The sequence below is a fragment of the Streptomyces pratensis genome, from assembly GCF_037137275.1.
Lineage (GTDB): Bacteria > Actinomycetota > Actinomycetes > Streptomycetales > Streptomycetaceae > Streptomyces > Streptomyces pratensis_B.
The window spans coordinates 89,931-102,605 of the sequence record NZ_JBBBEN010000045.1; the positions used below are offsets into that span (position 1 = coordinate 89,931).

Sequence of the window (12,675 nt, forward strand, 5' to 3'; positions counted from 1 at the left end):
GGAGGCCGCCGGAGCCACCGGGCCCCGGCGGAGCAGAAGGGCGCCCCTAGGGCCGGGGGGCGATGTTGTGGTTGAGGCGGAAGAGGTTGTCGGGGTCGAACGCGGCCTTCACACGCGCCAGCCGCTTCAGGGTCTCCGGCGAGAAGCACTCGCCCGTCGCCCCGGCCGTGTCCGCCCCGGCCAGGAAGTTCAGATAGCGGCGGCCCGCGCTCCACGGCTCCATCCGCCCCAGGACCGTGTCGGGCGTGCCGGGGGGCGAGAGCGTGGCGAGCGTGAACGCCCCCTCGCGGACGCCCACGGCGTTGGGCACCCGGGCGGGGCGGGCCAGCGCTCCGCCCAGGTGGCGCACCTCGACCATCAGGTCGCCGCAGGACGAATCGGGGCCCGCCACCCGCACGAGCCGCTCCGTCGCCTCGGAGTCCAGCTCCCGCAGCACGATGTTGCGCTCGTGGTACGGCAGCGGGTGCGTGGGGTCCGCGTGGATGTCGGCGACCGCCGTGTACGGCATCTCGGCGACCGAGTCCGCCAGCGGGGTCCCGCACTCGCGCAGCGGGCGGACCAGCCGTTCGCCCTCCGCGGCCCCGCCGGTGAAGGAGATCCGCACGTGCGCGGCGAGCCGGCCGCGGAGGAAGGCCGGCACGTCCGGCACGTCCGGCAGCCGCAGCAGCGCCACCGAGGAGCTCATCTCCTCCGGCACGGTCGCGGTCCACTGCCGCCAGGTGTGCAGGACCTGCGAGGTCTGTTCCCCGGGGAAGTAGAGCCCGCCGCCGTAGAGCCTGCTCACCGGCATCAGGTCGAACCAGAGCCCGGTGACGACGCCGAAGTTGCCCTTGCCGCCGCGCAGCGCCCAGAACAGCTCGGGGTGCCGCTCGCGGTCGGCCTTGCGGACGCTGCCGTCGGCCGTGACGACCTCGACGCAGGTCACGTGGTCCGCCGCGAACCCGTACTGCCGCCCCATCGGGCCGAGACCGCCGCCCAGGGTGTAGCCCACGACGCCGACCAGCGGCGAGGACCCGTTGAGGGGGGCGAGTCCGTGCGGCGCCGCGGCGGCGATCACCTGGTGCCACTGGGCCCCGGCCTCCACGTGCGCGGTGCGGGCAGCGGCGTCGACGGCGACCGTGTTCATCCTGCGGGTGGAGATCAGGACCCCTCCGGACGCGGGAGCGGCGATGCCGTGGCCGGTGGCCTGGACGGCCACCGGAAGGCCCGTCTCGGAGGCGAAGGACACCGCGGCGGACACGTCCGAGGTCGCCTGGGCCGCGACGACCACGTCCGGCCGGTGTCGCGCGATCCGGTTGAACCCCGCCAGCTCCCGCTCGTACCCGGGGTCCTCCGGGGTGAAGAGCTCGCCCTTCAGCCGCGCGACGAGCCCGTCCAGGGCACTCTCGTCGATACCCGCGTGTCCACGTCGTCCTGCCACGATCACGTCCCTCCTCCATGCCGCGCGACGGCTCCAGAAGCGCAGCGGTGATGGGGAGGAGTCTTCTCGTCCGGGGCCTCCCCTCCCATCCCCTGCTTAGGGGGTATGGGAGGGGAGGACACCCCCGAAAGAGGCCCCGACCTGAGGGAAGACGGGCGAGAAGCGGAGGGGTCAGCCGGAGTGGAGCTGTGCGTGGCGCAGCTGGGCGATCTCCCGCTCCAGATGGGCGATGCGGTCCTGCGGACCCGGCGCGCTCACGATCCGCGCCGGGACCCGCACCGGCGGTACGAACATCGGCGCGACGTCGTCGGGCGAACGCCCGTCCAGGATCATCCGCTCCATCGCGCGCAGCTTCTCGCTGGGTTCCAGGCCCAATTCACAGGCCAGCTGTCTTCGGGTGTCGCGGTAGACGGAGAGCGCCTCCGCGGTGCGGCCGGACCGGTACAGCGCCAGCATCAGCTGGAGGCACAAGGTCTCCTGGAACGGGTTCTCCGTCACGTGCCGGGTCAGCTCGCCCAGCACCTCACGGTGCCGCCCCAGGGCCAGTTCCAGCTCGAAGCGGTCCTCGATCGCCGACAGGCGGTCCTCGTTCACCTTCAGGGCCACGGTCTCCAGCAGCTCGCTGTCAAGCCCGGCCCCCACCGGCCCCTGCCAGAGCTGGAGGGCCTGGCGGAACAGGGCCACGGCCTTCTCCGCCTCGCCCGCGCGCGACTCGGCCCGTGCGCGGCTCAGCAGGTCCTCGAAGTGGGCCAGGTCCAGTTGGGAACGCGGCACCCGGATCAGATAGCCCGACGGGTGCGTCTCGATGACGGCCGCGACGCCCGCGGCCGCCAGAAGCCTGCGGAGACCCGATATGCAGATCCGTAACTGGCTGCGGACGGTGGCGGGCGGCGCCTCGCGCCAGACCGCCTCGATCAGCCGCCCCACCCCGATCACCCTGTTGGCCTCCAGCAGCAACAGGGTCAGCAGGATGCGTTGCCGATTCCCCCCGAGCCGCACGGACCCGTGCACGCCCTGGACGACGAGTGGACCGAGAACGGAGAATTGATGGTGCGTAGACATGCGTGAACGCCTTCCTGAAACTCAACCGTAGTGTCCGGGAGATCACCAACTGGGCATGAACTTGAAGCTCCAGCTCTCACTCAGCTGAAGGCGTTCTCCCACCTCCCGCCCCAGCCGGCCCATGCCCTCCAGCACCCAGGCGTTGTCCAGTCCTCCGGCGTCGAAGGCCCGCAGCCCCGAGCGGTCGAACAGCTCCACGACGATCACCTTGGCCCGGTCGTCGTCGGCGGCGACGAACACGTCCACCGGGAGGCCGTCGGTGGCGCCGTGGTGCACGGCGCCCGCCTCCGCGGTCGTCAGCGCCTTGACCCACAGCGCGTCCGGCGCGACACCGGCCAACTGCCGCACCGCGCTCGACGCCGGATCGCAGTGCGCGGGAACGCTCATGTCCACGACCGCCCTGCCGGCCAGTCGCGCGGCGTGCAGCCGGGTCAGCTCCAGCGCCTCGGGCCACCGGACGGCGAGCATCACGACCTCCGCGCGGAGCGCCGCGGCCAGAGTGGTGGCGAGCACGAGCCCCGGCGTCTGCGCCGTCATCGCCTCGAGGGCCGCCTCCCGGGCCCGATCGATGCTCCGGTCCGCCAGCATCACCTCGGCTCCCGCCAGCGCCGCCCGGCGCGCCACAGCCAGCCCCAACTCGCCCGCTCCGACAATCCCAATCCGCATGAACACGACGATCGGGGGATACGGCCGCCGTTCCCATCCCGCAAACAAGGGGGACCGTTCGGAGCAACCGCTCCCCCCAGGTGAGGGGTTGGAAGAATCCCGCCGGGCTGGGACAGTCGGAGGATGACCAGTTCGACGATCTCCCGAACCTCTGTCGGCCGGGCGGAACTGCTCTCCCGCTCCGCGAAGTCCACCGACGCGCTCAGCATGTTCGCCGAGGCCTCGGCCCAACTGCGGCGCCTCATGCCCTACGACGCGGCCGTCTGGCGCGTCACCGACCCGGTGACCGGCATGATGACCGCGCCCATCCGCGCGGAGAACCTGGACGAGGGCGGCTGCGCCGTCTACTGGGAATCCGAGCTGTTCACCGAGAACGTCAACCTGTTCCGCGATCTGGCGCGGGCCTCCGTACCGGTGGCCGGGCTCCGGCAGACCACCGGCGACCTGCCCGCACGCAGCACCCTCTACCAGTCGTTCATGCGCCCCCGCGGCCTCCAGGACGAACTGCGCGCGGTCCTGCGCGTCGGCGGCTGCCCGCAGGGCCACATCAGCCTCTTCCGGGCGGAGGGCAGACCGGCCTTCGGCGCCGCCGAGACCCAGCTGATCGCCTCCCTGCTCACCCCGCTCGCCAAACAGCTGCGGTCGTTCGCCGAGCCCTCGCCCCAGCCGCTGGCCAACGCCCCGCACGGCCCCGGCCTGCTCCTGTTCGACGCGAGCGGCGAGCTGATGTCGGTCAACGACGACGCCCTGGCCTACCTCGACACCCTCCCCGAGGGGCCCGCCGTGCCCTCCCCCCAGGGCATCCGCGTGCCGGCCTGGGTGCAGGCCACCGCGATGAAGGCACGGGCCGTCGCCCAGGAACGGGACCGCGGGCAGGCGCGGGCACGGGTGCGCAACCGTTCGGGCCACTGGCTGGTCTGCCACGCCTCGTGCCTGCGGGAGGCCCACGGCAGGCTGGGCGCGGCGGCGGTGGTGATCGAGCCGGCGAAGACCTCGGAGATCGTCCCGCTGATCGTGGACGCCTACGAGCTCACCGACCGGGAGACCGAGGTGACCCAGTACATCGCCCGCGGCCTGCCCACCGGCGAGATCGCGACCCAGCTGCACCTGTCCCCGCACACCGTGCGGGACCACATCAAGGCCGTCTTCGAGAAGGTCGGGGTGTCCAGCCGCGGCGAGCTGGTCGGCAAGCTGTTCACCGAGTACTACGCGCCCCTGGCCGAGAAGAACATGACCCGGGTCCACACGGGCTGAACCACCGACGGCACACCACGGCAGCGACACCTCTCCCCCCATCCATCCCCGGGTCGCAGGCCTGCGGGACTCCGGGGAGAACACTGCCTGTGATCCGCGCGTTCTCCGACCGGGACGGTAGGACATCAGGCCACCGCCGATCGGCGCGTAGTCACCTCTCCCGCCGGCCGGGGCGTGGAGCGCCCGCGGGAGGGGCCGTCGCGGGGCGGGCGGCCCCCGCCCCGCGACGGGGTCAGCCCGGCAGCACCGGCAGCAGCGCGGGCAGCCGCCCGTCCGACGCCGCGGCGGCGGCGATCCGCTCGTCGGGGACCTGCCCGTACAGCGTGGTCCGCGCCCGGGCCGGGCGGCCCGCCAGCTCCGCGATGGCGACCAGATCCCGAACGGACCGGTAGGAGCCGTAACTCGACCCCGCCATACGGGAGATGGTCTCCTCCATCAGCGTTCCGCCCAGGTCGTTCGCGCCCGAACGAAGCATTTCGGCCGCACCCTGGGCCCCGAGCTTCACCCAACTCGTCTGGATGTTGGTGATGTGGGGGTGGAGGAGGAGCCGGGCCATCGCGGTGACCGCCCGGTTGTCGCGGTCGGTCGGCCCCGGCCGGGCGATGCCCGCGAGGTAGACCGGTGCGTTGGTGTGGATGAACGGCAGCGTCACGAACTCCGTGAGCCCGCCCGTCTCCTGCTGGAGCCGGGCCAGGGTGCGCAGGTGCCCGAGCCAGTGCCGGGGCTGGTCGACGTGCCCGTACATCATGGTCGAGGACGAGCGCAGGCCCACCTCGTGCGCGGTCCTGACGACCTCCAGCCAGGTGGCCGCGGGCAGCTTGCCCTTGGTGAGGACCCAGCGGACCTCGTCGTCCAGGATCTCCGCCGCCGTGCCGGGGATCGAGTCGAGCCCGGCCTCCTTCGCCGCGGTCAGCCAGTCGCGGAGGGACATCCCGGTGCGGGACGCCCCGTTGACGACCTCCATCGGCGAGAAGGCGTGCACGTGCATGCCGGGGACCCGTTCCTTCACCGCCCGCGCGATGTCGAAGTACGCCGTGCCCGGCAGGTCGGGGTGGATGCCGCCCTGCATGCAGACCTCGACCGCGCCGACGTCCCACGCCTGCGCCGCCCGGTCCGCGACCTGGTCCAGGGAGAGGGTGTACGCGTCGGCGTCGGTGCGGCGCTGGGCGAAGGCGCAGAAGCGGCAGCCGGTGTAGCAGACGTTGGTGAAGTTGATGTTCCGCGTGACGACGTACGTGACGTCGTCGCCGACCACGTCCCGGCGCAGCGCGTCCGCGATCCGGCACAGCTCGTCCAGCGCCGGGCCGTCCGCGTGGAGCAGGGCGAGGGCCTGGTCGTCGGTGAGCGTCGTCGGGTCGTCGGCGGCCCGGCTCAGCGCCTGGCGCACGTCGGAGTCGATGCGGGAGGGGGCCATGCCGGGCGCGGCGGCCTCCCGGAGCGCCTCCCAGTCCCCGTACACCTCGTCGAAGTCGTCCCGCCGGTCGCCGGTGCGGCCCTCCGTGTCGATGGTGCGGTGCAGGTCGGTGCGGCCGGACGCGGCGAACCCCTCGTCGGGCTCCTGCCACGGCAGCCCGGCGGGGAGCGCGCCCTCGCGGGCGAGGCCCGTCTCGGGGTCGGCCAGGGCGCGGACGTGCGGCAGGAGCCGGGGGTCGAGCCACGGCTCCCCGCGCTGGATGAACTCGGGGTAGACGGTGAGGCGTTCGCGGAGCGTGAAGCCCGCGTCGGCGGTCCTCCGGGCCAGGTCGTCGATGTGCGGCCAGGGGCGCTCGGGATTCACATGGTCGGGAGTGAGCGGCGAGACCCCGCCCCAGTCGTCGATGCCCGCGCCGATGAGGAGGGCGTACTGGGCGTCCACCAGGTTCGGCGGGGCCTGGATGCGGGCGGACGGGCCGAGGATGTGGCGGGCGACCGCGATGGCGGCGGCCAGCTCCTCCAGCTCCGCATCGGGCATGCCGCGCATCGCCGTGTCCGGCTTGGCGCGGAAGTTCTGCACGATGACTTCCTGGATGCCGTGGTAGGCGCGGGCCGTACGGCGCAGCTCGAAGAGGGCGTCGGCGCGCTCCTCGTACGACTCGCCGATCCCGATCAGGACGCCGGTGGTGAAGGGGACGTTGGAGCGGCCCGCGTCCTGGAGCACCCGCAGCCGGACGGCCGGTTCCTTGTCCGGGGAGCCGTAGTGCGGGCCGCCGGGCTCGGACCACAGGCGCGTCGCCGTCGTCTCCAGCATCATCCCCATGGACGGGGCCACCGGCTTGAGGCGCTGGAGGTCGCTCCAGGTCATGACGCCCGGGTTGAGGTGGGGCAGCAGACCCGTCTCCTCCAGCACCCGGATCGCCATGGCGCGGACGTACGCGAGGGTGTCGTCGTACCCCTCGGCCTCCAGCCACTCACGGGCCTCCGGCCAGCGGTCCTCCGGCCGGTCGCCGAGGGTGAACAGCGCTTCCTTGCAGCCCATCGCCGCCCCCTCCCGGGCGATGGCCAGCACCTCGTCGGGCGAGAGGAACATCCCGTGCCCCGCACGGCGGAGCTTGCCGGGGACCGTGACGAACGTGCAGTAGTGGCACGTGTCCCGGCAGAGGCGGGTGAGCGGGATGAAGACCTTGCGCGAGTAGGTGATCACGCCCGGACGTCCGGCCGCCGCCAGTCCCGCGTCCCGCACCCGGGCGGCGGACGCCGCGAGGTCCGTCAGATCGTCTCCGCGCGCCTGGAGCAGGACGGCGGCCTCGGTCATGTCGAGGGCGACACCGTCGCGGGCGCGTTTGAGGGCGCGCCGCATGGCGTTGGAGGTGGGGCGTCCGCTCTGGAGATCGGTCATGGACCGAGCATACGAGCGGGGCGCTCGCGCCGTACCCGGGGCATCGGCGCGCGGGGCCGCCGGGCGCGTCCGGCGTGTGCCGCCTCAGTCCCCCAGCACCGCCTGCATCACGCTCTTCGCGATCGGCGCGCCCAGCCGGCCGCCGGAGATGTCGGAGCGGGAGATGTCCATGTCCGTCGGGTCGATGAAGACGGCGACCGCGACCGAGCGGCCGTCGTCCTTCTTGCCGTAGCTGACGAACCAGCCGTACGGGACCTCGTCGCGGACGTCCACGCCACGCTGGGCGGTGCCGGTCTTGCCGCCGACCGTGACACCGTCGATCAGGGCGCGCTGGGCGCTGCCCTCCTTCGCGGTGAACTCCATCATTTCCTGGACCTTCTTCGCCGTCTCGGGCGAGACGGCCTGGCTCTTCTCCATCGGCTCGTTCTTCTCCAGCGTCGACAGGTCAGGGCCGCGCAGCTCCTCGACGATGTAGGGCTGCATCAGCTTGCCGTCGTTGGCGAGGGCCGCGGTCACCATCGCCATCTGCATCGGGGTGCTGGTGAGGCTGCCCTGGCCCATGCCGGTGAGGGCCGTGCCGGGCTTGTCGAGCTCCTCCGGGTAGAGGCTCTTCGTGGCGAGCATGTCGCCGAACTCGTCGGCGTACACGTCCTCGTTGAAGCCGAACTTCTCCGCGGTCTCGCGCATCCGGTCCTCGCCCAGCTCCGAGGCCGCGTCGAGGAAGACGTTGTTGCAGGAGTACTGCATGGCGGTCTTCATGGACGCGTTGCCGCAGACCGCGTCCCCCGCCTCGCTGCCGATCCTGGACGAGGAGAGCGGCAGCGGATACGGCGAGACCGCGTCCGTCTTCGCGTCCACGTCCGTCACCACTCCGTGCTCCAGCGCCGCCGCGGCCGTGAGGATCTTGAAGGTGGAGCCGGGCGGGTAGGTCTCCCGCAGCGGGCGGTTGGCCAGCGGCTTGCTCTTGTCGTCGAGGAGCGCCTTGAAGCGGTCGCCCTCCTTGAACGAGAGCCCCGCGAAGTCCTCCGGGTTGTACGAGGGCGCGGAGACCAGCGCCAGCACCTTGCCCGTACGGGGGTCCAGGGCGACGACCGCGCCCCGCGCGCCCAGGTCCGTCAGCCCCTGGTAGCCGGCCTTCTGCGCCTTCGGGTCGATGGTGGTGATCACGTTGCCGCCGCGCCGCGGCTCCCCCATCAGGACGTCCTTGGCGTGCCGGAAGGCGAAGCGGTCGTCCTGGCCGCTGAGCACACTGTCGTAGGTCCGCTCCAGCAGGGAGGTGCCCTGGGCCTGGGAGGCGTAACCGGTGACGGGCGCGTACATCGGTCCGTTCTTCCAGGTGCGCCGGAACGCGTAGTCCTTGCTGCCGGTCTCCTTCGAGCCGGTGATCGCCTTGCCGCCGACGATGATGTCGCCGCGCGGGGAGGAGAAGCGCTCGAACCGCACCCGGGCGTTGTGCTTGTGCTCGGCCAGCTCCTGGCGGTCGACCTGCTGCAGCCAGTTCGCCCGCAGCAGCAGGGCCAGCACCAGCAGCCCGCAGAAGATGGCTATGTGCCGCAACGGCCTGTTCATTCCACTCCCCAACCGGGCGGGCGTCCGGTCCCCACGCGCGGACGCGTGCGCCGACCGGGCCCGCGTAGACGATCCCCAGAGGGTAAGGATGCCTTGTGGACGTGCCCGGTTGCACCGGCGCCCGGGCGCGCCCCCGCGGCGCAGCCGTCCTCGGCGGGCGGCCCGGCCGTCAGGTGACTCAGATCACAGCTCCTTGACCATGCTCAGCGCCACGTCCATGGCGCGGCTGTACAGGCTGCCGCCGAAGGTGACGCGGGCCGCGCCCAGCGCTCCCAGCTCCTTCGGCCGCGCGCCGCCCGGCAGGTAGAGGGCGTTCACGGGCTGCGAGACGCACTCCGCGATGTCGGGCAGGAGGCCCACCGGCGCCAGGACCGGGAAGACCACGTCGGCTCCCGCCTCGATGTAGAGGCGGGCCCTGCGCACCGCCGACTCCACCGACTTGTCCCCGTACAGGAAGGTGTCGATGCGCGCGTTGAGAACGAGCCGGTCGCCCGCGGCCACGCTGACCTTGGCGAGCCAGTTGGCGTGCTCCTCCGCGTCCTTCACCTGCCCGGTCAGGGGGTCGGAGTCCTCCAGGTTGCAGCCGACGGCCCCCGCCTCCAGCAGCCGCTCGACGATCTCCTCTGGCGCCAGCCCGTAGCCGGCCTCGATGTCGGCGGTCACCGGCACGTCGACCGACCGCACGATCCGCGCGACCGCGGCGAACATCTCGTCGGCGGGGGTGCCGCCGCCGTCCTCGTATCCCAGCGACGCCGCGACCGCGGCGCTGGAGGTGGCGAGGGCGGGGTACCCCGCCTCCGCGTAGACGCGCGCGCTGCCCGCGTCCCACACGTTGGGGATGACCAGCGGATCGTCGCGGTCCGTACGGTCGTGCATGGCCAAGAACGACTCGGCGGCCTTCAGGGCTGCCATGGGTTACCTCCTGCTGGATGGATGACGGGCGTACAGGTCTGCCAGCTCCCTGGCCAGGTCGAGAGACTGGCACCGGTTCAGGCGTGGGTCGCAGGCGGTCTCGTACCGGGTGGGCAGATCCTCCGGAGCGACCGGACGCGTACCACCCAAGCACTCGGTGACGTGCTCGCCCGTCAGTTCCGCGTGGATTCCTCCCGGATGCGTGCCGAGGGCGGCATGCACCTCGAAGAAGCCACGGACCTCGTCCATGATCCGGTCGAGGTCCCGCGTCTTGTGGCCGCTGGGCGCCACGAAGGTGTTGCCGTGCATCGGGTCGCACACCCACACCACCCGGGCGCCCGACGCCTGCACCTTGGACACCAGGTCGGGCAGCGTGTCCCGTACGGCGTCCGCGCCCATGCGGGAGATGAAGGTCAGTCTGCCGGGCGTGCGGTCGGGGTCGAGGCGGTCGACGATCGCCAGGGCGTCGTCGGCGGTGGCGCCGGGGCCGAGCTTCACCGCGACCGGGTTGCGGATGCCCGCCACGAAGTCGAGGTGGGCGCCGTCCGGTTGGCGGGTGCGTTCGCCGATCCAGACCAGGTGGGCGGAGAGGTCGTAGACGCCCGACGCGGTCGTGCGGGTCAACGCCCGCTCGTAGTCCAGGAGCAGCGCCTCGTGGCTGGTCCAGAACTCGGCGCCCCGCCGCGCCGCGAGGGCGCGCAGCAGATTGAGCGTGGTCGCCGAGACCTGGTAACCGCGCCGGAGGCGCCGGGGGTCGGGGGTGCGGGACTCCGGGGTGAAGGCGAGGCCGTTGGCCAGGTCCCCCCGGTAGGCGGGCAGGGTCTCCCCGCCCCGGACCTCCACCGGGCTGGAGCGCGGCTTGGCGTACTGGCCCGCCATGCGGCCCAGGCGCACCACGGGCAGTGCCGCGCCGGCGGAGATCAGGGCCCCCATCTCGTCCAGGGTGCCGAACGTGCCGCGGACGTGTTCCTCCGACACCCCGTCGAAGGTCTCGGCACAGTCGCCGCCCTGGAGCAGCACGGCCTCGCCGCGGGCCACGGCGGCCAGCCGCTCGCTCAGCCGCACGCACTCCTCGACGAGCACCAGGCCCGGAAGCGTGGCCAGCTCGCCGGTGACGGCGCGCAGGGCCGCCTGGTCGGGCCATACGGGCTGCTGCGCCGCCGGCGGGGCGGTGGTCCCGGGGCCGAGGGCCGCGGGGCCGGCCGTGCTCGTCCCGTGGGCCTGCCTCTCCGCGACGACCGGCCGGCGGGCGGACCCGGCCCCGGTGACCGAGAATTGAGCGTGTCTGTGTCTGCTGTTCACGTATCGATCTCCGCATGCCAGGGGACGGATGGAGGGACGCTGACGGCCTTTTCGCTCCGTGTGCCACGAAGATCGAACGGGCAGGCCCCGGACAGCCCTTAAACCGACATCCCGTTCCACCCGATGTCATAGGCGGCCGACGCCCGAGTCGCATTCCCCCCGGCGCTCTCGGCAGCGGCCGTCGCGACGGTGGAACCGCCGACCGCGGGAACGGGAGCAGCACCGAAAGCGCGGCCCGCCAAAGGCGCAGATATCGACCATACGAACATAGAAGCCCCCCAAGGCATAGGTGTACTTTCCGCTTCGCCCGCGCGGCCGTCGACCGGGACGGGCGAAGAGTGATCTCTCTTGCATGACCGAAAGCGGAATAAACAATCCCGCTTAGCGGCGAGGACCGGCCGGCCGGCGGAACGGGAAGAACCCACGGAAGCCCCCCGGGAAGTCCCTATCCAGCCACACCGCCGCAGCCGTATGATCCCTCCGTCAACCCTGCCACCGTTGGAGCATTCAGGAATGATCACGGATACTTCGGGTCAGTGCAATGCCGTAAATCGGGGGATTCAAATGGGAACAAAAAGCCACACAGGAGCGCGGCCGGACGACGTTTCCGACCCCTCGGACCACTCCGCCCACACCTTCGGGGGCGAGCCCGGCGGCACCCCGACATCCAGCCACGGAACGATGCTGCGCCTGGCCGAGACACTGGCCGAACTGTCCCGCACCCTCGTGGCCGAGGCCACCCCCCAGCCCGAGCCCACCTGGCAGGCCCCGCCGCCCCGGAAGCAGTCGACCTGCGGATTCACCTACGTTCACGGCCTGCCGGAGATCGGCGCGGCCATCCAGAGCGTCGTGGACAAGTCCAGGAAGGAGATCCTGACGGCCCAGCCGGACGGGCCGCGCCCCAGCGCCGTCCTGGAGAAGGCGCTGGCCGGGGTGCGCAAGCAGATCGACTCGGGGGTGTTCATGCGCACCCTCTACCAGCACAGCACCCGGTTCGACGAGCCGACGAAGGACTACGTACGGGCGGTGGCCGGATACGGCGGACAGGTCCGGACCCTCGCGGAGTTCTTCGAGCGCCTGATCATCGTCGACCGGCACACCGCCTTCATACCGGCCAACGCCGAGCGCACGGTGGTGGCCCTCGTCACGGAGCCCGCCGTCGTGAGATTCCTGGCCGACATGTTCGAGCGGGCGTGGGACCGGGCCGAGCCCTACCCCTTTCTCCCCGTACGGGCCGCCGACGCCGCGGCGGAAGTCATTCCCGACATGCGCGACGTCATATGCAAATTGCTCATCGAAGGCCGCTCCGACCGGGAAATAGCCCGCCGACTCGGGCTCAGCCTGCGCTCGCTCCAGTCGCACATCGCGCGGCTCAAGGACGAGTACTCCGCGCAGCACCGGCTCCAGCTCGGCTATCTGATGGGACGCGCCGAAGCGACCGGGACCTGCCCCGGGCAGTCCGACGTGCACCCGGCCGTCGAGGCCCGCGCCGCCCGGTACAAGGACGCGGCAGTTCAACGGAAGGATCTTGCGGGCCGCAGACGCACCTCGTAGGGTTGGCGCCGCGACGCCCCCGAGCCGTCACCTCCTCGGATGCAGGCGCGCATTCCTCCTACCCCTTGTATGCACCGCGGCGCGACGCCGGATTCCGGTCCGCGCCTTTCGGTGCCGGAAG

The 12,675-nt window shown here is 72.0% G+C and carries 9 protein-coding genes; 2 read left to right on the forward strand and 7 right to left on the reverse strand.

Translation table 11 applies throughout. The features are described from left to right. Positions 1-46: 46 nt before the first annotated feature. The 3 genes from V9U70_RS00895 to V9U70_RS00905 form a co-directional block, all read right to left on the reverse strand. A complete protein-coding gene (locus V9U70_RS00895) occupies positions 47-1,420 on the reverse strand; it encodes an FAD-binding oxidoreductase (protein WP_336672452.1) in 1,374 nt (457 codons plus the stop codon). A 171-nt stretch (positions 1,421-1,591) separates the two neighbouring features. Next, positions 1,592-2,482 (reverse strand): AfsR/SARP family transcriptional regulator, encoded by an 891-nt coding sequence (locus tag V9U70_RS00900; RefSeq protein WP_336672453.1) that lies wholly within the window; start codon positions 2,480-2,482, stop codon positions 1,592-1,594. Between the two features lie 42 nt (positions 2,483-2,524). After that, on the reverse strand, positions 2,525-3,148 hold the full coding sequence (locus tag V9U70_RS00905) for an NADPH-dependent F420 reductase (RefSeq protein WP_336672454.1): 624 nt from the start codon (positions 3,146-3,148) through the stop codon (positions 2,525-2,527). Between the two features lie 123 nt (positions 3,149-3,271). On the opposite strand from V9U70_RS00905, the gene V9U70_RS00910 reads away from it, so the two are divergent. Next, positions 3,272-4,402 (forward strand): response regulator transcription factor, encoded by a 1,131-nt coding sequence (locus tag V9U70_RS00910; protein WP_336672455.1) that lies wholly within the window; start codon positions 3,272-3,274, stop codon positions 4,400-4,402. 232 nt (positions 4,403-4,634) lie between these two features. On the opposite strand, the gene V9U70_RS00915 is transcribed toward V9U70_RS00910, so the two are convergent. The 4 genes from V9U70_RS00915 to V9U70_RS00930 form a co-directional block, all read right to left on the reverse strand. Then, a complete protein-coding gene (locus V9U70_RS00915) occupies positions 4,635-7,217 on the reverse strand; it encodes a bifunctional FO biosynthesis protein CofGH (protein WP_336672456.1) in 2,583 nt (860 codons plus the stop codon). Positions 7,218-7,301: 84 nt separating this feature from the next. Continuing rightward, positions 7,302-8,786, reverse strand: a complete 1,485-nt coding sequence (locus V9U70_RS00920) for a peptidoglycan D,D-transpeptidase FtsI family protein (protein WP_336672457.1) — start codon at positions 8,784-8,786, stop codon at positions 7,302-7,304. Positions 8,787-8,969: 183 nt separating this feature from the next. After that, on the reverse strand, positions 8,970-9,689 hold the full coding sequence (locus V9U70_RS00925; RefSeq protein WP_419723914.1) for an isocitrate lyase/PEP mutase family protein: 720 nt from the start codon (positions 9,687-9,689) through the stop codon (positions 8,970-8,972). A 12-nt stretch (positions 9,690-9,701) separates the two neighbouring features. After that, positions 9,702-11,000 carry a 3-deoxy-7-phosphoheptulonate synthase class II gene (locus V9U70_RS00930; RefSeq protein ID WP_336672459.1) on the reverse strand — a complete coding sequence of 433 codons (1,299 nt, stop codon included), beginning with the start codon at positions 10,998-11,000 and terminating at the stop codon, positions 9,702-9,704. Between the two features lie 564 nt (positions 11,001-11,564). Here V9U70_RS00930 and V9U70_RS00935 point away from each other — a divergent pair. Then, positions 11,565-12,554, forward strand: a complete 990-nt coding sequence (locus tag V9U70_RS00935; protein WP_336672460.1) for a hypothetical protein — start codon at positions 11,565-11,567, stop codon at positions 12,552-12,554. Positions 12,555-12,675 lie beyond the last annotated feature (121 nt).

What these genes read in the sequence shown, in the direction of transcription:
- V9U70_RS00920 (WP_336672457.1), bottom strand. Translation starts at nt 8,786, where the DNA reads ATGAACAGGCCGTTGCGGCACATAGCCATCTTCTGCGGGCTGCTGGTG.
- V9U70_RS00900 (WP_336672453.1), bottom strand. Translation starts at nt 2,482, where the DNA reads ATGTCTACGCACCATCAATTCTCCGTTCTCGGTCCACTCGTCGTCCAG.
- V9U70_RS00905 (WP_336672454.1), bottom strand. Translation starts at nt 3,148, where the DNA reads ATGCGGATTGGGATTGTCGGAGCGGGCGAGTTGGGGCTGGCTGTGGCG.
- V9U70_RS00915 (WP_336672456.1), bottom strand. Translation starts at nt 7,217, where the DNA reads ATGACCGATCTCCAGAGCGGACGCCCCACCTCCAACGCCATGCGGCGC.
- V9U70_RS00910 (WP_336672455.1), top strand. Translation starts at nt 3,272, where the DNA reads ATGACCAGTTCGACGATCTCCCGAACCTCTGTCGGCCGGGCGGAACTG.
- V9U70_RS00935 (WP_336672460.1), top strand. Translation starts at nt 11,565, where the DNA reads ATGGGAACAAAAAGCCACACAGGAGCGCGGCCGGACGACGTTTCCGAC.